Source organism: Mesorhizobium ciceri biovar biserrulae WSM1271 (genome assembly GCF_000185905.1).
GTDB classification, from domain to species: Bacteria; Pseudomonadota; Alphaproteobacteria; order Rhizobiales; family Rhizobiaceae; genus Mesorhizobium; species Mesorhizobium ciceri.
The window spans coordinates 4187558-4208079 of the sequence record NC_014923.1 but is presented as its reverse complement, the minus strand read 5'-3'; the positions used below and the strand labels follow the sequence as shown (position 1 = coordinate 4208079).

At 61.6% G+C, this 20522-nt stretch carries 22 protein-coding genes; 10 read left to right on the top strand and 12 right to left on the bottom strand.

What is annotated here, in order from left to right; translation table 11 throughout:
* Window positions 1–627: a gluconate 2-dehydrogenase subunit 3 family protein gene (locus MESCI_RS20480; protein WP_244514297.1), complete on the bottom strand. Its 627-nt coding sequence runs from the start codon at window positions 625–627 to the stop codon at window positions 1–3.
* Window positions 628–1215: 588 nt separating this feature from the next.
* On the opposite strand from MESCI_RS20480, the gene MESCI_RS20475 reads away from it, so the two are divergent.
* Entirely contained in the window at window positions 1216–1653 is a 438-nt protein-coding gene (locus MESCI_RS20475) for a VOC family protein (RefSeq protein ID WP_024503525.1), read from the top strand.
* 10 nt (window positions 1654–1663) lie between these two features.
* Here MESCI_RS20475 and MESCI_RS20470 read toward each other — a convergent pair whose 3' ends face one another.
* Complete coding sequence (locus MESCI_RS20470) at window positions 1664–1969, bottom strand: ribbon-helix-helix domain-containing protein (RefSeq protein WP_013531854.1); 306 nt, start codon at window positions 1967–1969, stop codon at window positions 1664–1666.
* A 207-nt stretch (window positions 1970–2176) separates the two neighbouring features.
* Between MESCI_RS20470 and MESCI_RS20465 the strand changes: the two genes are divergently transcribed.
* The 3 genes from MESCI_RS20465 to MESCI_RS20455 all read left to right on the top strand — a co-directional run bounded on the left by MESCI_RS20465 (window position 2177) and on the right by MESCI_RS20455 (window position 4802).
* Window positions 2177–2572, top strand: a complete 396-nt coding sequence (locus MESCI_RS20465) for a VOC family protein (protein WP_013531853.1) — start codon at window positions 2177–2179, stop codon at window positions 2570–2572.
* An 81-nt stretch (window positions 2573–2653) separates the two neighbouring features.
* Window positions 2654–3184, top strand: a complete 531-nt coding sequence (locus MESCI_RS20460) for a hypothetical protein (protein ID WP_013531852.1) — start codon at window positions 2654–2656, stop codon at window positions 3182–3184.
* A 46-nt stretch (window positions 3185–3230) separates the two neighbouring features.
* The gene (locus tag MESCI_RS20455) at window positions 3231–4802 is read left to right on the top strand and encodes a GMC family oxidoreductase (protein WP_013531851.1); all 1572 of its coding nucleotides are present in this window, start codon (window positions 3231–3233) and stop codon (window positions 4800–4802) included.
* 64 nt (window positions 4803–4866) lie between these two features.
* On the opposite strand, the gene MESCI_RS20450 is transcribed toward MESCI_RS20455, so the two are convergent.
* On the bottom strand, window positions 4867–5280 hold the full coding sequence (locus MESCI_RS20450) for a hypothetical protein (RefSeq protein WP_013531850.1): 414 nt from the start codon (window positions 5278–5280) through the stop codon (window positions 4867–4869).
* 313 nt (window positions 5281–5593) lie between these two features.
* On the opposite strand from MESCI_RS20450, the gene urtA reads away from it, so the two are divergent.
* The 6 genes from urtA (at window position 5594) to MESCI_RS32305 (ending at window position 11808) form a co-directional block, all read left to right on the top strand.
* The gene (gene urtA, locus MESCI_RS20445) at window positions 5594–6904 is read left to right on the top strand and encodes an urea ABC transporter substrate-binding protein (protein ID WP_013531849.1); all 1311 of its coding nucleotides are present in this window, start codon (window positions 5594–5596) and stop codon (window positions 6902–6904) included.
* A 97-nt stretch (window positions 6905–7001) separates the two neighbouring features.
* Entirely contained in the window at window positions 7002–8615 is a 1614-nt protein-coding gene (urtB, locus tag MESCI_RS20440; RefSeq protein ID WP_013531848.1) for an urea ABC transporter permease subunit UrtB, read from the top strand.
* Complete coding sequence (urtC, locus tag MESCI_RS20435) at window positions 8612–9844, top strand: urea ABC transporter permease subunit UrtC (RefSeq protein WP_013531847.1); 1233 nt, start codon at window positions 8612–8614, stop codon at window positions 9842–9844. Before urtB ends, urtC begins: the two co-directional genes overlap by 4 nt.
* 6 nt (window positions 9845–9850) lie before the next feature.
* On the top strand, window positions 9851–10597 hold the full coding sequence (gene urtD, locus MESCI_RS20430) for an urea ABC transporter ATP-binding protein UrtD (protein ID WP_013531846.1): 747 nt from the start codon (window positions 9851–9853) through the stop codon (window positions 10595–10597).
* A gap of 69 nt (window positions 10598–10666) precedes the next feature.
* The gene (gene urtE, locus MESCI_RS20425) at window positions 10667–11362 is read left to right on the top strand and encodes an urea ABC transporter ATP-binding subunit UrtE (RefSeq protein WP_013531845.1); all 696 of its coding nucleotides are present in this window, start codon (window positions 10667–10669) and stop codon (window positions 11360–11362) included.
* A gap of 269 nt (window positions 11363–11631) precedes the next feature.
* Window positions 11632–11808 (top strand): hypothetical protein, encoded by a 177-nt coding sequence (locus tag MESCI_RS32305; RefSeq protein WP_013531844.1) that lies wholly within the window; start codon window positions 11632–11634, stop codon window positions 11806–11808.
* Window positions 11809–11852: 44 nt separating this feature from the next.
* Here the strand turns inward: MESCI_RS32305 and MESCI_RS20420 are convergent, their stop codons facing one another.
* The 9 genes from MESCI_RS20420 to MESCI_RS20380 all read right to left on the bottom strand — a co-directional run bounded on the left by MESCI_RS20420 (window position 11853) and on the right by MESCI_RS20380 (window position 20356).
* Entirely contained in the window at window positions 11853–13004 is a 1152-nt protein-coding gene (locus tag MESCI_RS20420; protein WP_013531843.1) for a GGDEF domain-containing protein, read from the bottom strand.
* A gap of 115 nt (window positions 13005–13119) precedes the next feature.
* A complete protein-coding gene (locus tag MESCI_RS20415; RefSeq protein ID WP_013531842.1) occupies window positions 13120–13941 on the bottom strand; it encodes a DUF72 domain-containing protein in 822 nt (273 codons plus the stop codon).
* A 26-nt stretch (window positions 13942–13967) separates the two neighbouring features.
* Entirely contained in the window at window positions 13968–14438 is a 471-nt protein-coding gene (locus tag MESCI_RS20410) for a GNAT family N-acetyltransferase (protein ID WP_013531841.1), read from the bottom strand.
* Window positions 14439–14478: 40 nt separating this feature from the next.
* The gene (gene uvrA, locus MESCI_RS20405; protein ID WP_013531840.1) at window positions 14479–17400 is read right to left on the bottom strand and encodes an excinuclease ABC subunit UvrA; all 2922 of its coding nucleotides are present in this window, start codon (window positions 17398–17400) and stop codon (window positions 14479–14481) included.
* Window positions 17401–18092: 692 nt separating this feature from the next.
* A complete protein-coding gene (locus MESCI_RS20400; RefSeq protein ID WP_013531839.1) occupies window positions 18093–18389 on the bottom strand; it encodes a hypothetical protein in 297 nt (98 codons plus the stop codon).
* Between the two features lie 78 nt (window positions 18390–18467).
* Complete coding sequence (locus MESCI_RS20395) at window positions 18468–19073, bottom strand: ATP-dependent Clp protease proteolytic subunit (RefSeq protein WP_013531838.1); 606 nt, start codon at window positions 19071–19073, stop codon at window positions 18468–18470.
* A gap of 20 nt (window positions 19074–19093) precedes the next feature.
* A complete protein-coding gene (locus tag MESCI_RS20390; RefSeq protein ID WP_013531837.1) occupies window positions 19094–19582 on the bottom strand; it encodes an SRPBCC family protein in 489 nt (162 codons plus the stop codon).
* Window positions 19579–19893, bottom strand: a complete 315-nt coding sequence (locus MESCI_RS20385) for an ArsR/SmtB family transcription factor (protein WP_013531836.1) — start codon at window positions 19891–19893, stop codon at window positions 19579–19581. Before MESCI_RS20385 ends, MESCI_RS20390 begins: the two co-directional genes overlap by 4 nt.
* A gap of 43 nt (window positions 19894–19936) precedes the next feature.
* Complete coding sequence (locus tag MESCI_RS20380; protein WP_013531835.1) at window positions 19937–20356, bottom strand: cupin domain-containing protein; 420 nt, start codon at window positions 20354–20356, stop codon at window positions 19937–19939.
* Between the last annotated feature and the right edge of the window lie 166 nt (window positions 20357–20522).

Sequence of the window (20522 nt, the reverse complement as noted above, 5' to 3'; positions counted from 1 at the left end):
TCAGGCGCCTTTGCCGAGCCATTCGGGGCGCCCGATGATCGAGACAGGCGGCTGCGGATATGGCTGATTGTGTTTGCTGACATGGTCGCGGTAGTCGTAGCGGGCGCCTGGAAAACCAAGCATGCGCCACGAGACCATGTCCTTGTTGCCGCCATAGACGGGGTCGGCAAAGAACCCCTCCATGGTGTTCTGCAGCAGAAGCCCGAAGAAACCCGGCCCCTTGACGCCATTGGGCAGGTCGACCTTCCCGGCCTCCATAGCCGTCAGGAAGGCATCCTGTTCGGCCGGTGCGAGCTCGACGAATGTCTTGCCGTCCCGCTGTTTCAGGAAAGCGTCGATGGCGGCAAGCCCGGTGCGGTAACGCTGCGCCGGATTGGCCTCGCCCTGATAGCCCTGGGTGGGCAGTCCAGGCAGAAACGGGCCTTGCGTGTAAAGCCGGCTCGACGCACCGAACGCCCCCATCAACTGCCTGTCGATATAGACGGCGCAACCGGCTTCCTTGCCGCCCATGCTGAGCTCGTCGGCCGGAATGATGCGGTCGACGATCGCCTCGACTAGAGCTGCTTCCTGGGCCGAGAAAAAGTGCCAGCCGCCTGCCACGACCTGCGTCGGTGGATCGGATGTCATTGGCGTCCAGGGCAAAGTGCCCGAGAACGATCGCGCAAAACCGGCCGATGTCGCGGTTGCCGTAAACATTGCGACCGAGGACAGGAAAAGACGCCGATTCATTCGGACAGGGTTGCGACGGTTCATATTAGGAATCTCAAAAATAAGAGAGCACGCTTGGGAAGTGATTCCCAAGTATTCATGACAACGATAGTTAGCTTAAGCCGCAGATCGAATGCCGATAGACTGCGAGATGAAAATGACCTCGTCAACCACATCACAAAATCGTTAGCGAGGGTTTGGTCTACTGTCGATCAGGTCTGCTTGTGCTGTTGGAAGCCGGTTTTCGCCCGGAACTTGGGCTGCAGCGTCGCCTCTTGCAGAGCGTCCTGGCATACGCGGCCGGATACTGGACCGATAGAAACAGCATCGTGCCATCAGGCATGAATCAGGGACAGCCACAGACCGGCTGGCGTTCGAGGTAGTGGTCGACACCAGGGCGCCACCGCGACGTATCACGAGGCGTTCCGGACCCCTTGATCATACCTGCTCAGCTGGCAAGCAGCCTAATGAGTTTACGACCTGGACGACGCCTTGTAGACTGAACACATGGCGCTCAAACGGATGGACAACATAGGAATCGTCGTCGATGACCTCGAAGAGACGATTGGTTTCTTTGGCGAGCTCGGCCTTGAGCTCGAAGGGCGGGCCACGATCGAAGGAGAATGGGCCGGACGTGTCACTGGACTGGGCGATCAACGCGTCGAGATTGCCATGATGCGGACGCCGGACGGCCACAGCCGGCTCGAACTGTCCCGCTTCCTCACGCCGCCTGTCGTCTCGGATCACCGCAATGCCCCGGTTAACGCCCTCGGCTACCTCCGCGTCATGTTCGCCGTGGACGACATTGACGGGACGCTCGAAAGGCTCCGCAATCGCGGTGCGCGGCTCGAAGGCGAAGTTGTCCAGTATAGAGACGTGTATCGGCTCTGCTACATTCGAGGGCCTGGAGGGCTTCTCATCGGGCTCGCGCAAGAACTCAGCTGAGCGCAATGCGCTAAGCAGCCTCCCGTTTCGGCACCATCTGCTCATCCATCCCCGGCCGATGGCCGCGCAGATAGAGCGCGCAGGTGGTGCGCAGCATCGACGCAAAGTTCGGGATGGCGCCGTTGATCTCTATGGCTTCGTCATAGAGCTTGGAGATGAATTTCGGCGTCGTCAGGTTCTGGTTTTCGGCGATCTCGTCAAGCAACGCCCAGAACGTCGCTTCGAGCTGGATGCTGGTCGAGTGACCGTCGATGCGAATCGAGCGGTTGATCTGGCGATAGCCTTCGGGGTCCTGGCCCGCAAACACCCTGCACATCCGACAAACCTCCCATGATTGTTGGTCTTGGGTGGACGGCGTGCAGTTTGATACTGCTTGACCTGTCCCCACACGTATTCTCGGGCAAAATTGCCGGTCCGGCAATCGGACTTTCGTCCCGTTCGCGGCTGCGGGCGTGGTAACCGGCTGCCACCACCTTTTATCCGTGCCGCGCATAATCGCCTCCACACCAGCGCGGAGACTAATTTGGCCAAGGCGATCCACAGTATGATCCGGGTTCTCGACGAGGCCCGATCGGTCGATTTCTACAGAAACGCCTTCGGGCTCAATGTCGCCGACAGGCTGGATTTCGAGACATTCACGCTCCTTTACCTCAGCAATGCCGAGGCAGGGTTCGAGCTCGAACTGACCGTGAACAAGGATCGGCAGGAAGCTTACGGGCTCGGCGACGGCTACGGTCACTTCGCTGTCTCCGTCGCCGACCTCGACAGCGAACATGACCGTCTCGGTGCGCTTGGCCTGAATCCGAAGAAGATCGTCGAGTTCAACCGCGACGGATCGCTGATCGCCCGCTTTTTCTTCATCGAGGACCCCGACGGCTACAAGATCGAGGTTCTGCAGCGCGGAGGTCGCTTCCAATAGGAGAGATAGCAGTCGCGCCGGCAGGTGCGGCGCCAGCAAACGCACTCTCAACAGTGCACATAGCAAGCAGGGAGGAATAAAATGGTCACGATCTATGACGCGAAGCCCGGGTTTTCACGTCGCGAGCTTCTCAAACGCGGCGGCATCGGCGCGCTGCTCGTCATCTCCGGTAGCGCCGTCATCAGTCCTGAACATGCCTGGGGGCTCGAGACATCGGCACTCAAGCCCGAAACCATGGCGACGCTGATCCAGATGGCGCGTGACATCTATCCGCACGATCAGGTGCCGGACAAATACTACGCCATTGCCGTGAAAGGTCATGACGAGCAGGCCGGCAAGGACGCCGCCTACAAGGCGATGCTCGAGGATGGCATCGCCGACCTCGACAAGAAATCCGGTGACGGCGGCTATCGCGGCCTCGGCTGGGAAGACCAGCGCGTCGGCGTGCTGAAGCAGATCGAGGCGACGCCCTTTTTCCAGGCCATCAGAGGCGGCCTTGTGGTCGGCCTCTACAACCAGAAAGAGGTGTGGCCGATCTTCGGCTACGAGGGCGAGTCCTATTCCAAGGGCGGCTACATCGCGCGCGGTTTCGACGACATTGAGTGGCTCTGAGCCCCGTCGTTCCTGAACCCGCAAACAGAAATCATGGGAGGAAACCATGGCAGCTTCATTTGATCTGAACAACGACGGCGTGGTCGTCATCATCGGTTCGGGCGCCGGCGGCGGCACGCTCGGCAACGAACTTGCCCAGAAGGGTGTCGACGTCGTCATCCTGGAAGCCGGCGCGCGCCACGAATACGAGGATTTCGTCAATGACGAGTGGGGTTCGTTCGCCCAGCTCGCCTGGACCGACAAGCGCACCACGTCCGGCGACTGGCGCGTGGCAAAGGATTTTCCGAACCTGCCGGCCTGGATCGTCAAGTCGGTCGGCGGTTCGACCACGCATTGGGCGGGAGCCTCGCTGCGCTTCCAGGAGCACGAGTTCAAGACGCTCTCGACCTATGGCAAACTGGAAGGCGCCAACCTGCTCGATTGGCCGATCACGCTGGCCGAGATGGAGCCCTACTACGCCAAGGCCGAGGCCAAGATGGGCGTCACCGGCACCAATGACTGGCCGCGGCTGCCGGGCAACAACAATTTCAAGGTGTTGAAGGCCGGCGCCGACAAGCTCGGCTACAAGGAATGCCACACCGGCAACATGGCCATCAACTCGGTCGATCGCGACGATCGTAATTCCTGCCAGCAAACCGGCTTCTGCTTCCAAGGCTGTAAATGGGGCGCCAAATGGTCGACGCTCTACACCGAGATCCCCAAGGGCGAGGCGACAGGCCATCTCGAAGTCAGGCCGAATGCCATGGCGATCAAGATCAACCACGACGCCAGCGGAAAGGTGACCGGCGTCGTCTACGCCGACAAGGACGGCAAGCTGCAGGAGCAGAAGGCGCGCATCGTCGCGGTTGCCGGCAACTCGATCGAGAGCCCAAGGCTGCTGCTCAATTCGGCGTCGGGAAAATTCCCCGATGGGCTTGCCAATTCGTCGGGCCAGGTCGGCAAGAACTACATGCGCCACACGACCGGTTCAGTCTATGCCATCTTCGACAGGCCGGTGCATATGTATCGCGGCACCACCATGGCCGGCATCATCCGCGACGAGGCGCGGCATGATCCGTCGCGTGGGTTCGTGGGCGGCTATGAGTTCGAGACGCTGTCGCTCGGCCTGCCGTTCATGGCCGCATTCCTCGATCCGGGCGCCTGGGGGCGCTCGTTCACCACCGCACTCGATCACTACGACCACATGGCCGGCCTGTGGATCGTCGGTGAGGACATGCCGCGCGCGGAGAACCGCATCACGCTGCATGCAGACGAGAAGGACGCGCACGGCATGCCGATCGCCGACGTGCATTTCGACGACCATCCGAACGACACGGCGATGCGTAACCACGCCTACAAACAGGCTACGGCACTTTACGATGCGGTCGGCGCCACCCGCACCTTCCCGACGCCGCCCTATCCGTCGACTCACAATCTCGGCACCAACCGGATGAGCGAGAAAGCGGAAGACGGCGTCGTCAACAAGCACGGCCAGGCGCACGACATCAAGAACCTGTTCGTGTCGGACGGCAGCCAGTTCACCACCGGGGCCGCTGAAAACCCGACCCTGACGATCGTGTCGCTGGCGATCCGCCAGGCCGACTACATCGCCGCGCAGATGTCGGCAAAGACGATCTAGTCACATCCTCCCGACGGACTGCTGGCGCGGAACCCGCAAGGTTCCGCGCCTTTTTCTTGCCGCCTTATTGCTTGGTGCAGGTCGATGCGGTGAAGGCGCCGTCGGGTTGCTTCATGATGATGTCGAAGGAGGGCACGGTTTCGCCGTCAAGCGTCGCCTGGGTCAGCGACAGCGAGTTGCCGCCGGCGGTGTAGCCGCCCAGTGGTCCCAGCCAGGAAATCACGCCGTTCGCATCCATTTGGTAGTTGTACCCTTGCTGAGCGGGGCCGAAGACGCCGAGGCTGGTGTAGACAGGGACGCTGTAGACGTTCCCCTTGATGGTGATGTCGCCGAGGCTGAGGAACATGCCAAGCAGGTACACTTCGCAATGATAGGTGCCGTCAGGCATCTTGCCATCGCTGAAATCGGCTCGCGCGGCTCCGGTTGCTGCGGCCAGAAGCAGTATGCCGATGAAAAAGCGTGAAATCCCTGAAATCATGACGTCGCTCGTTTGAAGAGCGAGCTTGCCCTATTTTTGCACCGCGCCGCAACATCGGTCGCCCAAGGCGCCGCTATTGAGATCAAAATCTAGGCAGCTTCAGAGAATGAGCGAAAATTAGGCAAAAACTGTGTAAGCTGCGCAAATTTCCCTCAATCGATTTCTGGCCGGCTCTCTTTGTTTTGGAAGCCCCTGTATTCCAAGGCGCTGATATCTATGAACTATTTGCACCCTTTCAGGATCGCTGGAGCGGTTGGCATGGGGGTTGCATTGTAGTGTTGCGGTGCAATCAACTAGCTTGGGAGTCCGTAATATGAGGGGTAATTTCTCGACAATAACAAAAATGTTTTCGGCTGGTGCGGTCGCCGCCGGCCTGTTGATGTCGGCTCCGGCCAAGGCCGCCGACGACACGATCAAGGTCGGCATTCTCCATTCGCTCTCGGGGACCATGGCGATTTCGGAGACGACACTGAAGGACGCCATGCTGATGCTCATCGACGAGCAGAACGCCAAGGGCGGCCTGCTCGGCAAGAAGCTCGAGGCGGTCGTCGTCGATCCGGCTTCCAACTGGCCGCTGTTTGCCGAAAAGGCGCGCGAACTGATCTCCAAGGACAAGGTTGCGGCGGTGTTCGGCTGCTGGACCTCGGTGTCGCGCAAATCGGTGCTGCCGGTGTTCTCCGAACTCGACAACATCCTGTTCTATCCGGTCCAGTATGAGGGCGAGGAGAGCGAGCGCAACGTGTTCTACACGGGGGCGGCGCCGAACCAGCAGGCGATCCCGGCGGTCGACTATCTGATGAGCGAGGACGGCGGTTCGGTTAAGCGCTGGGTGCTGGAAGGCACCGACTACGTCTATCCGCGCACCACCAACAAGATCCTCGAGGCCTATCTGAAGGCCAAGGGTGTGGCGGCTGAAGACATCATGGTCAATTACACGCCGTTCGGCTTCTCCGACTGGCAGACCGAGGTTTCGGCGATCAAGAAGTTCGGTTCGGCCGGCAAGAAGACCGCCGTCGTCTCGACCGTCAACGGCGACGCCAACGTGCCGTTCTACAAGGAACTCGGCAACCAGGGCATCAAGGCCGAGGACATTCCGGTCATGGCCTTCTCGGTCGGCGAGGAAGAGCTTGCAGGTCTCGACACCGCGCCGCTGGTCGGCCATCTCGCCGCCTGGAACTATTTCGAGAGCATCGATACGCCCGAGAACAAGAAGTTCATCGCCGACTGGCACAAGTTCATCAAGAACGACAAGCGCACCACCAACGACCCGATGGAGGCCCATTATATCGGCTTCAACATGTGGGTGAAGGCGGTCGAGAAGGCCGGCACCACCGATCCGGACAAGGTCATCGACGCCATGATCGGCGTGTCGGTGCCGAACCTGACCGGCGGCTATTCGACGATGATGCCGAACCACCACATCACCAAGCCGGTGCTGATCGGCGAAATCCAGGCCGACGGCCAGTTCGAGACCGTGTCGCGCACGCCGGGCCTGGTGATGGGCGACGAATGGTCCGACTATCTGCCTGATTCCAAGGACCTGATCTCGGATTGGCGCGCGCCTCTGTCCTGCGGCAACTTTAATGTTGCCACCGGCAAGTGCGGCGGCAAGGGCACGAACTGATCCCTCCCAGGGCTGACCCAGTCAGACCGCGCGCGTCCGGACGGCTTCCTCCGCCGTCCGGACGCCCACTTCAACCTTCAGGGGTTACCAGAAACCGATGACCTTAATCCGCACGGGTTTGATGCTGTTGTTCCTGCTGGCGACACTGTCGTCATCGGGCGCTGGCGAAACCGATCTGCGCGGCATGATCGCCAAATTCGCCACGGCCAAGGGCTTTTCCGAGATCGGAGCCGTCGTCCACGAACTGGCAGCCGCCGGCGACCCGGCGGTGGAGCGGCCGCTTGCGGCACTTGCCGACGGCAACCTCTATGTCCGCAAGGCCGATTCCCTGGTGTTTGTCGGCAAGGAAGCGGGCGAGAGCGTCCAGCTTTCCGACCCGTTGAGCGGGAAGGCATCGGGTGAGGCGGCCAAGGACGGCATCACCAAGATCAAGGTCAACAACACGCTGCGTCGCGTCATCCGCGATGCGTTGGGCACGCTGACGCTCGGCGCCAAGGATCCGGCTGTCCGCATCGCCGCCGCCGACACCATGTTCAAGACACCTGACGCCGCAAATATCGCCCCCCTCGATACGGCGATCGCCGGTGAGGCCGTGGCCAGCGTCAAGGCTCTGCTCGAACAGGCCCGTGCCGCGTCAGTTCTTGTCTCGGATCGGCCCGAAGCCGACAAGCTCGCCGCCATCGCGCTTATCGGGGCACGGGGCGATCGCGATGCTGTTTCGCTGCTCACTTCGGTCGTGGCGAATTCCACCGACGCGGTTAGGCAAGCGGCGACAGCCGCGATCGCCAACATCAATTCGACGCTGGCCTTCTGGGACGCCGGGCAGAACGTCTGGTACGGCATCTCGCTGGGCTCGGTGCTGCTGCTGGCGGCAATCGGCCTCGCCATCACGTTCGGCGTCATGGGCGTCATCAACATGGCGCATGGCGAGATGGTCATGCTCGGCGCCTACACGACCTTCGTCGTCCAGCAGGTGATCCGTACATCCTTCCCGGACCTGTTCGACTGGTCGCTGGTCATCGCACTGCCGCTCGCGTTTCTCGTCGCGGCCCTGGTTGGCTTGATCATCGAGCGCGGTGTCATCCGCTTCCTCTATGGCCGGCCGCTTGAAACGCTGCTGGCGACATGGGGCGTCTCGCTGATCCTGCAACAGGCCGTGCGCTCAATCTTCGGGCCGACCAACCAGGAGGTCGGCAACCCATCCTGGATGTCGGGCTCGTTCAATGTCGGACAGTTGGCGATCACCTGGAACCGCCTGTGGATCCTGGTTTTCGCGCTCGCTGTCTTCGGCATCCTGCTCTACGTGATGAAGCGCACGCCCTGGGGCCTGCAGATGCGCGCCGTCACCGCCAACCGGCGCATGGCTGCCTCGATGGGCATCAGGACGCCGTGGGTCGACGCGCTGACCTTCGCGCTCGGCTCCGGCATTGCCGGCATTGCCGGCGTCGCGCTGAGCCAGATCGACAACGTCTCGCCCAATCTCGGCCGCGGCTACATCATCGACAGCTTCATGGTCGTCGTCTTCGGCGGCGTCGGCAATCTTTGGGGCACGCTGGTCGGCGCCTTCTCGCTCGGCATCGTCAACAAGTTCCTCGAGCCCTATGCCGGCGCCGTGCTCGGCAAGATAGTCGTGCTGGTGCTGATCATCCTGTTCATCCAGAAGCGCCCGCGCGGCCTGTTCGCGCTCAAGGGCAGGGCGGTGGAAGCATGATCACGGGACGCTTCTTTGCCGCGGGTGCGGACCGTCGCATCGCCATAACGATCTTCATCCTGCTGGCGGTGGCCGTCATCGTGCCGCTGCTCAATCTTGCGGTGTCTCCCGCCAGCGCCTTCTACGTGCCGTCCTACATCGTCGCGCTGACCGGCAAATATCTCTGCTACGCGCTGCTCGCCTTGGCGCTCGACCTGGTCTGGGGCTATTGCGGCATTCTTTCGCTCGGCCACGGCGCCTTCTTCGCGCTCGGCGGCTATGCAATGGGTATGTATCTGATGCGTCAGATCGGCTCGCGCGGCGTCTATGGCAATCCCATCCTGCCCGACTTCATGGTGTTCCTGAACTACAAGGAACTGCCATGGTTCTGGTATGGCTTCGACCATTTCTGGTTCGCCGGCCTCATGGTGCTCGCGGTGCCTGGCCTGCTGGCTTTCGTCTTCGGCTGGTTCGCCTTCCGCAGCCGCGTCACCGGCGTTTATCTCTCCATCATTACCCAGGCGATGACGTATGCGCTGCTGCTTGCCTTTTTCCGCAACGACATGGGTTTCGGCGGCAACAACGGCCTGACCGATTTCAAGGATATTCTGGGCTTCAACGTGCAGGCCGACGCGACGCGCTCGGCGCTGTTTGCCGCCAGCGCGGTGATGCTGGCACTTGCCGTCTTCGTCACCTGGGCGATCGTCGGCTCAAAATACGGCAAGCTCTTGATGGCGGTACGCGATGCCGAGAGCCGCACGCGCTTTCTCGGCTGGCGGGCGGAGAACGTGAAACTGTTCGCCTTCACTGTCTCGGCCGTCATGGCCGGCATAGCCGGCGCGCTCTACGTGCCGCAGGTGGGCATCATCAACCCTGGCGAATTCGAGCCCTCGAATTCGATTGAAGTCGTCGTCTGGGCGGCTGTCGGCGGGCGCGGCACCATTGTCGGGCCGATCATCGGTGCGTTGCTGGTCAATGCCGGCAAATCCTGGTTCACCGGTGTGCTGCCGGAGTTCTGGCTGTTTGCATTGGGTGGACTGTTCGTCGCCGTCACGCTTTTGCTGCCCAAGGGCATCATCGGCATGTGGGACAGCTGGCGCGGCAACGCCAAGGCGTTGCGGGCAGCTTCCGTTGCCGAGGAAGCCGGCAGCGACTCCGACGTCCCGCCACCGGCGAAAGTCGTGCGCAGCGAGGCGAGAAAGCCAGGTGACTGGTCCGCCAGCAACCCCGAACCACAGCCGGCGGAGTGAGCGACCATGTCAAAGTCGAACACGATCCTTTATCTCGACGGCGTCTCGGTCTCCTTCGACGGCTTTCGCGCCATCAACAATCTGTCGCTGGTGCTCGACAAGGGCGAGATGCGCGCCATCATCGGCCCCAACGGCGCCGGCAAGACGACGATGATGGACATCGTCACCGGCAAGACGCGGCCCGACGAGGGCGAAGTGTTCTTCGACGGCCAAGTCGATCTGACCAAGCACGACGAGGCCGAGATCGCCATGATGGGCATTGGCCGTAAATTTCAGAAGCCGACCGTCTTCGAAAGCCACACGATCGAGGAAAACCTGATGCTGGCGCTGAAGGGTCCTCGCTCGATCTTCCCGGCGCTGTTTCACCGCCGCTCGGCCGCCGAGACGCGGCAGATCGATGACATCCTCGGCATCATCCGGCTTGGCGACAAGCGTGACGAACTGGCGGCCAATCTCAGCCATGGGCAAAAGCAGTGGCTGGAGATCGGCATGCTCTTGGCGCAGGACCCGAAACTGCTTCTGGTTGACGAGCCGGTCGCCGGCATGACCGATGCCGAGACCGAGGAAACCGCGCGGCTGCTCAAGGATATCGCCCGCGACCATTCGGTCATCGTCGTCGAGCACGACATGCATTTCGTGCGCGAGCTCGGCGTCAAGGTCACCTGCCTGCACGAGGGCTCGGTGCTCTCGGAAGGCACACTCGATTTCGTGTCGGCCGACGAGCGTGTCGTCGAAGTCTATCTGGGGAGATGAGCATGGTCTGGCGGGTTCAGTTCCATCACTTCGATCTGTCGTTTCTCAGGTTCTGGAGACGGCGCTGACATGCTCGAAGTTTCCAATGCCACGCTGCACTACGGCGCCGCCCAGGCGCTGCGCGGCGTATCGCTGAAGGCGGGCGCCGGCAAGATCACCTGCGTGCTCGGCCGCAACGGCGTCGGCAAGACCAGTTTGATGAGATCGATCGTCGGCCACCACCGGCTGACGAGCGGAAGCGTTGCCTTCGAGGGGAAGGCGCTCGACCGGAGCGCGGCGTATGACCGCGCCCGGTCGGGCATCGCATTCGTACCGCAGGGCAGGGAGGTCTTTCCGCTGCTCACCGTGCGGGAGAACCTGGAATCAGGCTTTGCGCCGCTGAGGCGAGCCGACCGCAACATTCCGGCGCATGTCTTCGAATTGTTCCCGGTGCTGAAGCAGATGCTCGGCCGTCGCGGCGGCGATCTTTCCGGCGGCCAGCAGCAACAGCTCGCCATCGGGCGGGCGCTGGTGATGCGGCCGAAACTGCTCGTGCTCGATGAACCGACCGAGGGCATACAGCCGTCGATCATTAAGGACATCGGCCGCGCCATCCGCTATCTGCGCGACCAGGCGGGCATCGCCGTGCTTTTGGTCGAACAATATCTCGATTTCTGCCGCGAGCTCGCCGACGAGGTCAACATCATGGACCGGGGCGTGATCGTCCATACCGGCCCGGCTGAAGATTTAGACCGGGCTGATGTGCGGAAGTTCCTTACCGTCTAGAATTGGCGGTGAACTTCAGTTGGCGATCCGAAGTTCTTGCCAAGTCCAATATTTCTCCATCCGATCACCTGCGTCTCTGGCACGCTCAATATCGCGTGCTAGTCTTTTCCATGGCTTTGTGAGTCGGCCGCTTCCGTATCAGTCTGGTTATCGCAGATCGAGGACCACGGCCAATGCCGGGCAAGTTTCACGCAAGCAAGGCTGCCTAGCTTCCCTCCTGCGATCTCTGTCGTTCAAACGCGTTTGGGCACACAGGCTAAAGGACAGCCATGGAACGTTACGTCGAGGATTACCAGAAGCGGCGGCTTACCGAACGCGTCGACATCATCGCTGCCATCAATATCTTGAGATCACAGGGCTGCGACTACGACGATCTGATCGAGGAGATCACCAAGGTCTTCTATGTCGATCTCGATACCTTCAATGAGATTGTCATGGCGGCCTAGGAGCCGCATTCGTCTCCCCACGATCAGAGGCCGGTGTTGCGCGATTAGCTTGCGCGCCTGAACGGAGACGCGGTGACGCGGTTACGGCCTCCGCGCTTGGCGTCGTAGAGCGCCTTGTCGGCGGCGTTGAGCACCTTGTCGAAGCCGAGGCCTTCCTTGGTGCCGAAAGCAAATCCGGCACTGACGGTGCATATCAGCGAGCCTGTCTCGGTTTCGATGCGGTGCGCGGCGAAAGCTGCCCGTATGGCCTCGGCGGTGGCCTCCACCGTTTCGGGCAAGGTCCGCTTCAGCACCAGCGCGAACTCCTCGCCGCCCATGCGCGCGGCGACGTCGGCCGGGCGGCGATTGCTGGCGAGTTCCCGTGCAAACACCCTCAGCACTTCATCACCGGCGGCGTGGCCGAATTCGTCGTTGATGGCCTTGAAGTTGTCGAGATCGAAGACGACCACCGCCGTGAAGGCGCCGACCGGCGCATCGCCGTGCAGGTCGAACAGGGCGCGGCGGTTGAGCAGGCCGGTCAGCGGGTCGGTCAGGGCATTGTGGCGGTGATGCCGGGCCAAGCGTCCCTGATTCAGGGCCAGGGAAAGCGCTCCAATCCCGGTCATGCTGGCGATGACGATGATGAGGCTCAGTTCCTCGGCCCAGTTGCTTGGCGCATGTCCAAGGACCAGCTTTCCATCCAAGGCTAAAACCATGGCGCAGAGAGCGAAGGATGCGGCCGTGGCAGAATAGAGCGCGGTGATACCGATCGTCAGGGCAGGGGCTTCGTCGCGGCCCTTCCAGTATTCGACCGCCGTTGCGAACAGAAGCAAGGCGGCGAAGGCATTTTCGAACATGAAGCCCAGCCCGTCATAGCCTAGAGCCATGGGAGGCAACGTCACGGCCAGCGAAATGGCGCTGCCAAGTACAGTTCGGGGCACTGGCGAGCCGCCGGTTCTGAACTGGTAGGCCGCGCCCAGCATTGTCGAGAAACCGAGCAGGAGGAAAGCCAGCGTGGCGATGCCCAGCAGGCGCCCGGGCATGTCGATATAAGCGTCATAGACAAAAATATCGCCGACCACGAACACCAGGCTGATCGCCCATGTCAGCAGGAATTTCTCCGAGCGAGCGGTCAGCCACATGCCGAACAATGTCAGGCTCAGGCAGGCCGCGGAAAAACCGACAGCCAGGAGAAGTGAAGTGTAGTCGAGCGACATGCCCCTCGTCCTTGCCCGTGGCGGCCCAGATCTGCGACTGGTCTGGCTGGATTCATGCAGCAAGGAGGTATCGATAAGGTTACGACGGTGGCGAAGATGCCATGGTTCCGCTGCGTCAGGGCACCGGTTGACCCTGGTCCACTCGCTTCATCAGTGCCATGGCGCCGAACGGCGCGCGCACCTTGCCCTCGGTGATGAAGTAAACGAACACGTCGCGCGGCTTGACCGGCGCATCGGTGGCGGGGTCGGCGCGCCGCAGGTCGGCCGGCTGCTTGCCTTGCGCCCAGGTCTTTACCCGCGCGGCCCATTCATCGAGGCCTTTCGGCGTATAGCAGTCGGGATTGTCATCGCTGCCGGTCTGCAGTCGGGCGTAGACGAAATCGGCGGTGATGTCGGCGATATCAGGATATTTGGCATGGTCGGCGTAGACGATCGCGGCCTTGTATTTTCGGGCAAGTGCTGCGAATTCCGGCACGACAAAACTGTCGTTGCGGACTTCGAGCGCATGGCGCAGCGCAACGCCGTCCTGCTTTTCCGGGAGCAGCTTCAGGAAGGCTTCGAAATCGTCCGGATCGAATTTCTTGGTCGGTGCGAACTGCCACAGGATCGGCCCGAGCTTTTCGCCGAGCGCCGCCACGCCGGAGCCAAGAAAGCGCATCATCGATTCGCCGGCCTCGCCCAGCACGCGCCGGTTGGTGACGAAGCGGTTGCCCTTCAGCGAATAGACAAAGCCATCCGGCGCCTCGCTGGCCCATTTGACGAAGGTCGGCTCCTTGAAGCTGGAATAGTAAGTGCCGTTGACCTCGATGCTCGGCACCTGGCGAGTGGCGTAGTTCAACTGCTTGGCCTTGGAAAGCTTGTCGGGATAGAAGGACGTATCCCAGGGTTCGAAGGTCCAGCCGCCCATGCCGGCGCGGATTGTTCCCGATGTGGTCATTGTCATCCTCCCAATGCAGAAAAAGATCAGGCCGCGGTGATCTGATCGACGGTTTTGGCCATGTCGACGAGCACCCATCCTGGCCGGTAGGGATTGGGCCGGCGACCCGTTTCGTGGAAACCATAGGCAAGATAGAGCGCAATGTTCCGCTCCATCCTGGCGTTGGTGTAGAGCCGCACTTCTGGCAGACCCCAGAGATGGGTCTGCTCATCCGCGTGTTTCAGCAGCGCAATGCCGAAGCCCTTGCCTTGAAAGTCGGGGGAGACCGCGACGGAGAAGATCATCGCGTGGTCGCCATGTCGCTCCAGCGTGATCAGCCCGGCAAGCTCGCCGCCACTTTCCAGCAACCAGACCTCGCCGCGCACGATGCGCGGTACATAGTCCTCGGTGACCGGGATCGGCGACGCGCCGAACAGTGCGATGTAAGGCGCATAGGCCGCTTCCGTCAGCGAGACGACGGTTTGGAGATCACCGGCAAGCGCTCTTCTGATTGTCATTCAAAAGCTCTCCAGAGCTCTCCAGGCGCCAACCGGTCGATCACTCCGCCGCTTCGCGTTTGCCGCCGGGACGTCGCTCCAGAAGCTCCTTGAGGAACTGGCCGGTGTAGCTGCGCTTTTCGCGCACGATGGCTTCCGGCGTGCCGGAGGCGACCAGTTCGCCGCCGCCGTCGCCGCCTTCGGGGCCGAGGTCGAGCACCCAGTCTGCGGTTTTTATCACTTCGAGATTGTGCTCGATGACCACCACCGTGTTGCCCTGGTCTACCAGTTCGTGCAGCACTTCCAGCAGTTTGGCAACGTCGTGGAAATGCAGGCCAGTGGTCGGCTCATCCAGGATGTAGAGCGTCTTGCCGGTCGCCTTGCGCGACAGTTCCTTGGCCAGCTTGATGCGCTGCGCCTCGCCGCCGGACAGCGTTGTCGCCTGCTGGCCGATATGGATGTAGCCGAGGCCGACCTGCTTCAGCGTGTCGAGCTTGTCGCGCACGCCGGGCACGGCGGCGAAGAAATCGACGCCTTCCTCGACCGTCATGTCGAGCACGTCGGCGATCGACTTGCCCTTGAACAGGACATCGAGCGTCTCTCTGTTATAGCGCTTGCCGTGACAGACGTCGCAGGTGACGTAGACGTCGGGCAGGAAGTGCATCTCGATCTTGATGACGCCGTCGCCCTGGCAGGCCTCGCAGCGGCCGCCCTTGACGTTGAACGAAAAGCGTCCCGGCTGATAGCCGCGCGCCTTGGCCTCCGGCAGGCCAGCGAACCAGTCGCGGATCGGCGTGAAGGCGCCGGTATAGGTGGCCGGGTTTGAACGCGGTGTGCGGCCGATCGGCGACTGGTCGATGTCGATGACCTTGTCGAGGAATTCGAGGCCCTCGATGCGGTCGTGGTCGGCCGGATGTTCGCGCGAGCCCATGATGCGTCTCGAAGCGGCCTTGAACAGCGTCTCGATCAGGAAGGTCGACTTGCCGCCGCCGGACACGCCAGTGACGGCGGTGAAGGTGCCGAGTGGGATTTCGGCGGTGACGTTCTTCAGATTGTTGCCGCGCGCGCCGACGATCTTGATGCGGCGGTTCTTCTTCGCTTCACGCCGCACGCCGGGCGTCGCCACTTCGAGCGCGCCCGACAGATATTTGCCGGTGATCGAATTGGGATTGGCCATGACCTGCTGCGGCGTGCCCTGGGCGATGATCTCGCCGCCATGGATGCCGGCGGCCGGGCCCATGTCGACGACATAGTCGGCATGCAGGATGGCGTCCTCGTCATGCTCGACGACGATCACCGTGTTGCCGATGTCGCGCAGGTGCTTCAGCGTATCGAGCAGGCGCGCATTGTCGCGCTGGTGCAGGCCGATCGACGGCTCGTCCAGCACATAGAGCACGCCGGTCAGGCCGGAGCCGATCTGCGATGCCAGCCGGATGCGCTGGCTCTCGCCGCCCGACAGCGTGCCGGAATTGCGCGACAGCGTCAGATAGTCGAGCCCGACATCGTTGAGGAAGCGCAGCCGTTCACGGATTTCCTTGAGCACACGCACCGCGATTTCGTTCTGCTTGTCGTTGAGCGACGCGGGCAGGTCGGTGAACCACTGGTCGGCCTTGCGGATGGAAAGCTCGGTGACTTCGCCGATGTGCCTGCCGGCGATCTTCACCGCCAGCGACTCGGGCTTCAGCCGATAGCCCTTGCAGACCGGGCAGGGTGTGGCCGACATGAAGCGCTCGATCTCCTCGCGCATCCAGGCGGATTCGGTCTCTTTCCAGCGCCGCTCGAGATTGGGGATGACGCCTTCGAAAGTTTTCGTCGTCTTGTAGGAGCGCAGGCCGTCATCATACTGGAAGGTGATCTCGCGCTCGCCGGTGCCGCGCAGGACGGCTTCCTTGGCCTCTTCAGACAAATCCTTGAACTTGTCGCCGAGCTTGAAGCCATAGGCCTTGCCCAATGCCTCCAGCGTCTGCGCGTAATAGGGCGAGGTCAACTTCGCCCACGGGCTGACGGCGCCGTCGCGCAGCGAGATGTTTTCATCCGGCACGATCAGATTGCCGTCGATGGCGCGCTGGCTGCCGAGACCGTCGCAGGTCGGGCAGGCGCCGAACGGGTTGTTGAACGAGAACAGCCGCGGTTCGATTTCCGGAATGGTGAAGCCGGAGACCGGGCAAGCGAACTTTTCCGAGAACAGGATGCGCTCATGCGTCTCGTTCTTCGACTTGTTGACCGAATCCTCGCCGGTCTGGCTGGAATCGAGCGGCTTGTCGGCGAATTCGGCGACCGCCAGCCCATCGGCCAGCTTCAGCGCCGTTTCGATGGAATCGGCAAGCCGCGTCGCGAGATCGCCGCGCACGACGATGCGGTCGACGACGACATCGAGGTCATGCTTGTACTTCTTGTCCAGCGCCGGCACGTCGGCGATCTCATAGAAGACGCCGTCGACCTTGACGCGCTGAAAGCCCTTCTTCTGCAGTTCCAGCAATTCCTTGCGGTACTCGCCTTTGCGGCCGCGCACCATCGGCGCCAGGATGAACAGGCGCGTGCCTTCCTCGATCGCCAGCACGCGGTCGACCATCTGCGAAACCGTCTGGCTCTCGATCGGCAGGCCGGTGGCCGGCGAATAGGGGATGCCGACGCGCGCAAAAAGCAGGCGCATATAGTCGTAGATCTCGGTGACGGTGCCGACCGTCGAACGCGGGTTCTTCGATGTGGTCTTCTGCTCGATGGAAATGGCAGGCGACAGGCCGTCGATCTGGTCGACGTCAGGCTTCTGCATCATTTCGAGGAATTGCCGCGCGTAGGCCGACAGGCTTTCGACGTAGCGGCGCTGGCCCTCGGCATAGATCGTGTCGAAGGCAAGCGATGACTTGCCGGACCCCGACAGGCCGGTCATGACAATCAGGCTGTCACGCGGCAGGTCGAGATCGACATTCTTCAGATTGTGTTCGCGCGCCCCGCGAATGGAAAGATATTTATGGTCGGCCATAGCCGGTCGCCGCCTCAGAATCTGGAATTTCCTGGAATGGCGGGTTTTCCCGGCCATCCCCTATGTAGGTAGTTTTGCCGCCACGTCGAGAGACGCCACAATTCCCGACAAAAGCGTTTAAGCGTCTTTCGCGTGAACGGGCAAGCGGAAAGAACAAAGGCCGAACACGCTCCTGACAAAGCTGTGCAAAAACTGACTTGTACGTAACCTCCCGGCGATCACGTTTTTCGGTAACCGGCTATTGATGGTTGACGCGGGCAACCCAGGAGCGCAGTCTCCGGAAGTCAACGAAGCCGGCCGTCTTTCGATGGCCTCGCCGCCCAAAGGCGGCCTGCGAGACGCCGCAGGCATTTGCGATTTGTGCTTCGAATTGACAACAATCGCAACGGACAGAGGAGCGGAGCTATGACGCCACCGGATCGTCCCCTAGGGTTCCAGTTGTCACTGGAGCCGCGGCAGGCATAAGTGCCAGGGTTTAGCGTCTGCGCCACCCGGCAAACCGTGACCTGCCATATCCCCTAAAAATCAGAGACTGCTAGTCGGATCGTCGGCCGAACGCCGCGGTGCATCCGAAATCAAACGCCGGCAGTACACTCCCGGCAAAGTTGGATTTGAGATCCAGAAGGCCCCGTCCGTTTGCCCAAGGCACGGCGGGGCCGTTTTATGTGGGGAACGCTCATTTCCGCGCGCACTCAGTGACGCGGCGGCCCGATCGAGCCGGCGCCGACATCGACGGTGATGCTGCCGGAAATCCTGACATCCGTATCGCCGATCTTGAATGTGCCGTTCTCGCCGGCCGGCAGCGCATCGTCCGGCTCGGGAGCCGGCTTGGCGATGCGGTAGTCGCCGGTCACGCCGGGCAGGTCGCTTTTTTGCGTCGACGGCGAACTGTCCTCTGCAAGAGCCGCGCCACTCACGAGACTGGCAAAAGCGAGCACCACGACGGCGATGACGGGGCGCAGTGGTCTGGAAGGATGAGTGTCGGTCATCCCAGGACTATAGTGGCGCGCCGCCGATGGAACCAGACCGGCATCGTCAAATCTTCGGCAGCCGACTCCGGCCCTGGCTTACGCCGCCTTTTTGCGCGTGTCGAAAACATGGTCGACGATGCCCCATGCCTGCGCCTCGCGGGCGGTCATGAAGTGGTCGCGGTCCAGCGTGCGCTCGACCTCTTCATAGGTACGGCCGCAATGCTGCGCGTAGAGCTCGGTCATGTGCCGTTTCGTCCTGCCGATGCGCTCGGCATGTCGCTGGATGTCGGAGGCCTGGCCCTGGAACCCGCCCAGCGGCTGATGCAGCAGGATGGTGGCGTTCGGCAGGGAAATCCGGCGCCCCGGTGTGCCTGCCATCAGCAGGAACGAGCCCATCGAAGCGGCAAAGCCCATGCATACGGTCGACACCGGACAGCTGATATATTGCATCGTGTCGTAGATGGCGAAACCACTGGTCACCACGCCGCCCGGCGAGTTGATGTAGAGCGAGATCTCCTTGTCCGGATTGTCCGATTCCAGCGACAAAAGCTGCGCGCAGACCAGCGCCGAGATGTCGTCGTTGATCTCGCCGTTGATGAAGATGATGCGCTCGCGCAGCAGCCGCGAAAAGATGTCGAAGGCGCGTTCGCCGCGGCTCGATTGCTCGATGACCATCGGCACCAGACTGGCAACACCGCTCATTTTTCTTCTCCGATTTTCTATTATGCCGCGCGCAGAAGGCGCGGGGCGTTCGCGGCGATGGGCTTTCCAATTGCGCGCAAACCGAGCGAAAGACGGCAGCCGGCGCTTGCCATGGCGATGGCAGGCATGGCCTTGCGGGCAAAGCCGTCATGGACGACACGCAGATGCGTGCCGCCGGAAACGGTTCGGGCAAGTGTGAAGGTGACGGTACTGTCGAGCGGATCCTGCCTGGCTGCGTCGCCTGGCTGCTCCCGCCAGGAATAGCGCAGCAACTTCTCGGGTTCGGCGTCGAGGATTTCGCATTCGATCGGCGCGCCCGTCCCGGCGAAGGCAAAACGGTTGCCGATCTCGGGTCTCATGTCGTTGGGCATCATCCAGGCGGCGAGCAATTCCGGTACGGTCAGGGCCCGCCAGACCTTTTCCGGCGGCTCGGCAAGGTCGTACTCGAACTCGAGCGCATCCGCGGCGTCGATTTGGCCCTCATTGGTCGTTGATCCCGCCTTCTTCATTGATCCATGTCCTTCAAAACCGCCTTCAGCCTTTCGATGCGTTCCGGCCAGAAAGTCCGGTAGCGTTCGATCCAGGAGAGCAAGGGAGCGAGCCCCTGCGGATCGGCGCGGTAATAGGCGTTGCGGCCGGCTCGCCGCTCGACCACCAGGCCTGCGCCACGCAGCACCGCCAGATGCTGCGACACCGCGGGCTGCGACACCGTCATACCGGTGCGCAATTCCGACACGCTCATCTCGCCTGCGGCCAGCCGCTCAAAGACGGCGCGTCGCGTCGGGTCGGCCAGTGCACGAAAAATCTCTGCTTCGATCATGTCAAAAGCATAAGTGAATACTTATTGATTTGGCAAGCACTGTTTACGAGATTGTCGGAAGCCAGCGTCTCACCATTCCGGCAGGCCCATCGAACGTCGCCTCGAAAATCGGCGACGCAAGGACGGCGTGGATGTGAAGCGTTCCAGTGCCGGCGTTCTTGAACCCGTGTTTCCTGTTCGCGGGGACAACGAGAGACTGGCCCGATGTCACGACTGTATGCTCATCGTCGATCCACATCTCAGCCCTACCGGCGATAACGGTCAGCACTTCCTCCACGGGATGCCAATGCGTTGGAGCGCCGACCGTGGGCTCGACCCATTGCTCGAATATGCAAAGTTGCGATGCACCATTGCTGGCCGACACATGCATGCGTGTTTCCACACCTGCTCGCCATTGCTCGCGCTGCTGGTCCTCATGTGCGACAGACTTCATTTGATCGCCCCCGGTCAGATCCGATTTCATGGAAATTTCCGGCCGGGACACTACATCTTGCTGACAAACATTGACAGAATGTCATCTGCACCATAGAACGAACAGGGAACAAAAACCTTGTGGGTAAAGGCAGCCACGGCAAGCGGCTGACGCCTGCAGCCTGTAAGGTGCTGCGACAAAAAAATTGTTTCGGATG

Excerpts from the sequence above, each read along its gene's own strand:
- MESCI_RS20480 (WP_244514297.1), bottom strand. The coding sequence starts at position 627 with ATGACATCCGATCCACCGACGCAGGTCGTGGCAGGCGGCTGGCACTTT.
- MESCI_RS20475 (WP_024503525.1), top strand. The coding sequence starts at position 1,216 with ATGGCGCTCAAACGGATGGACAACATAGGAATCGTCGTCGATGACCTC.
- MESCI_RS20470 (WP_013531854.1), bottom strand. The coding sequence starts at position 1,969 with ATGTGCAGGGTGTTTGCGGGCCAGGACCCCGAAGGCTATCGCCAGATC.
- MESCI_RS20460 (WP_013531852.1), top strand. The coding sequence starts at position 2,654 with ATGGTCACGATCTATGACGCGAAGCCCGGGTTTTCACGTCGCGAGCTT.
- MESCI_RS20455 (WP_013531851.1), top strand. The coding sequence starts at position 3,231 with ATGGCAGCTTCATTTGATCTGAACAACGACGGCGTGGTCGTCATCATC.
- MESCI_RS20450 (WP_013531850.1), bottom strand. The coding sequence starts at position 5,280 with ATGATTTCAGGGATTTCACGCTTTTTCATCGGCATACTGCTTCTGGCC.
- urtA (WP_013531849.1), top strand. The coding sequence starts at position 5,594 with ATGAGGGGTAATTTCTCGACAATAACAAAAATGTTTTCGGCTGGTGCG.
- urtB (WP_013531848.1), top strand. The coding sequence starts at position 7,002 with ATGACCTTAATCCGCACGGGTTTGATGCTGTTGTTCCTGCTGGCGACA.
- urtC (WP_013531847.1), top strand. The coding sequence starts at position 8,612 with ATGATCACGGGACGCTTCTTTGCCGCGGGTGCGGACCGTCGCATCGCC.
- urtD (WP_013531846.1), top strand. The coding sequence starts at position 9,851 with ATGTCAAAGTCGAACACGATCCTTTATCTCGACGGCGTCTCGGTCTCC.
- urtE (WP_013531845.1), top strand. The coding sequence starts at position 10,667 with ATGCTCGAAGTTTCCAATGCCACGCTGCACTACGGCGCCGCCCAGGCG.
- MESCI_RS32305 (WP_013531844.1), top strand. The coding sequence starts at position 11,632 with ATGGAACGTTACGTCGAGGATTACCAGAAGCGGCGGCTTACCGAACGC.
- MESCI_RS20420 (WP_013531843.1), bottom strand. The coding sequence starts at position 13,004 with ATGTCGCTCGACTACACTTCACTTCTCCTGGCTGTCGGTTTTTCCGCG.
- MESCI_RS20415 (WP_013531842.1), bottom strand. The coding sequence starts at position 13,941 with ATGACCACATCGGGAACAATCCGCGCCGGCATGGGCGGCTGGACCTTC.
- MESCI_RS20410 (WP_013531841.1), bottom strand. The coding sequence starts at position 14,438 with ATGACAATCAGAAGAGCGCTTGCCGGTGATCTCCAAACCGTCGTCTCG.
- uvrA (WP_013531840.1), bottom strand. The coding sequence starts at position 17,400 with ATGGCCGACCATAAATATCTTTCCATTCGCGGGGCGCGCGAACACAAT.
- MESCI_RS20400 (WP_013531839.1), bottom strand. The coding sequence starts at position 18,389 with ATGACCGACACTCATCCTTCCAGACCACTGCGCCCCGTCATCGCCGTC.
- MESCI_RS20395 (WP_013531838.1), bottom strand. The coding sequence starts at position 19,073 with ATGAGCGGTGTTGCCAGTCTGGTGCCGATGGTCATCGAGCAATCGAGC.
- MESCI_RS20390 (WP_013531837.1), bottom strand. The coding sequence starts at position 19,582 with ATGAAGAAGGCGGGATCAACGACCAATGAGGGCCAAATCGACGCCGCG.
- MESCI_RS20385 (WP_013531836.1), bottom strand. The coding sequence starts at position 19,893 with ATGATCGAAGCAGAGATTTTTCGTGCACTGGCCGACCCGACGCGACGC.
- MESCI_RS20380 (WP_013531835.1), bottom strand. The coding sequence starts at position 20,356 with ATGAAATCGGATCTGACCGGGGGCGATCAAATGAAGTCTGTCGCACAT.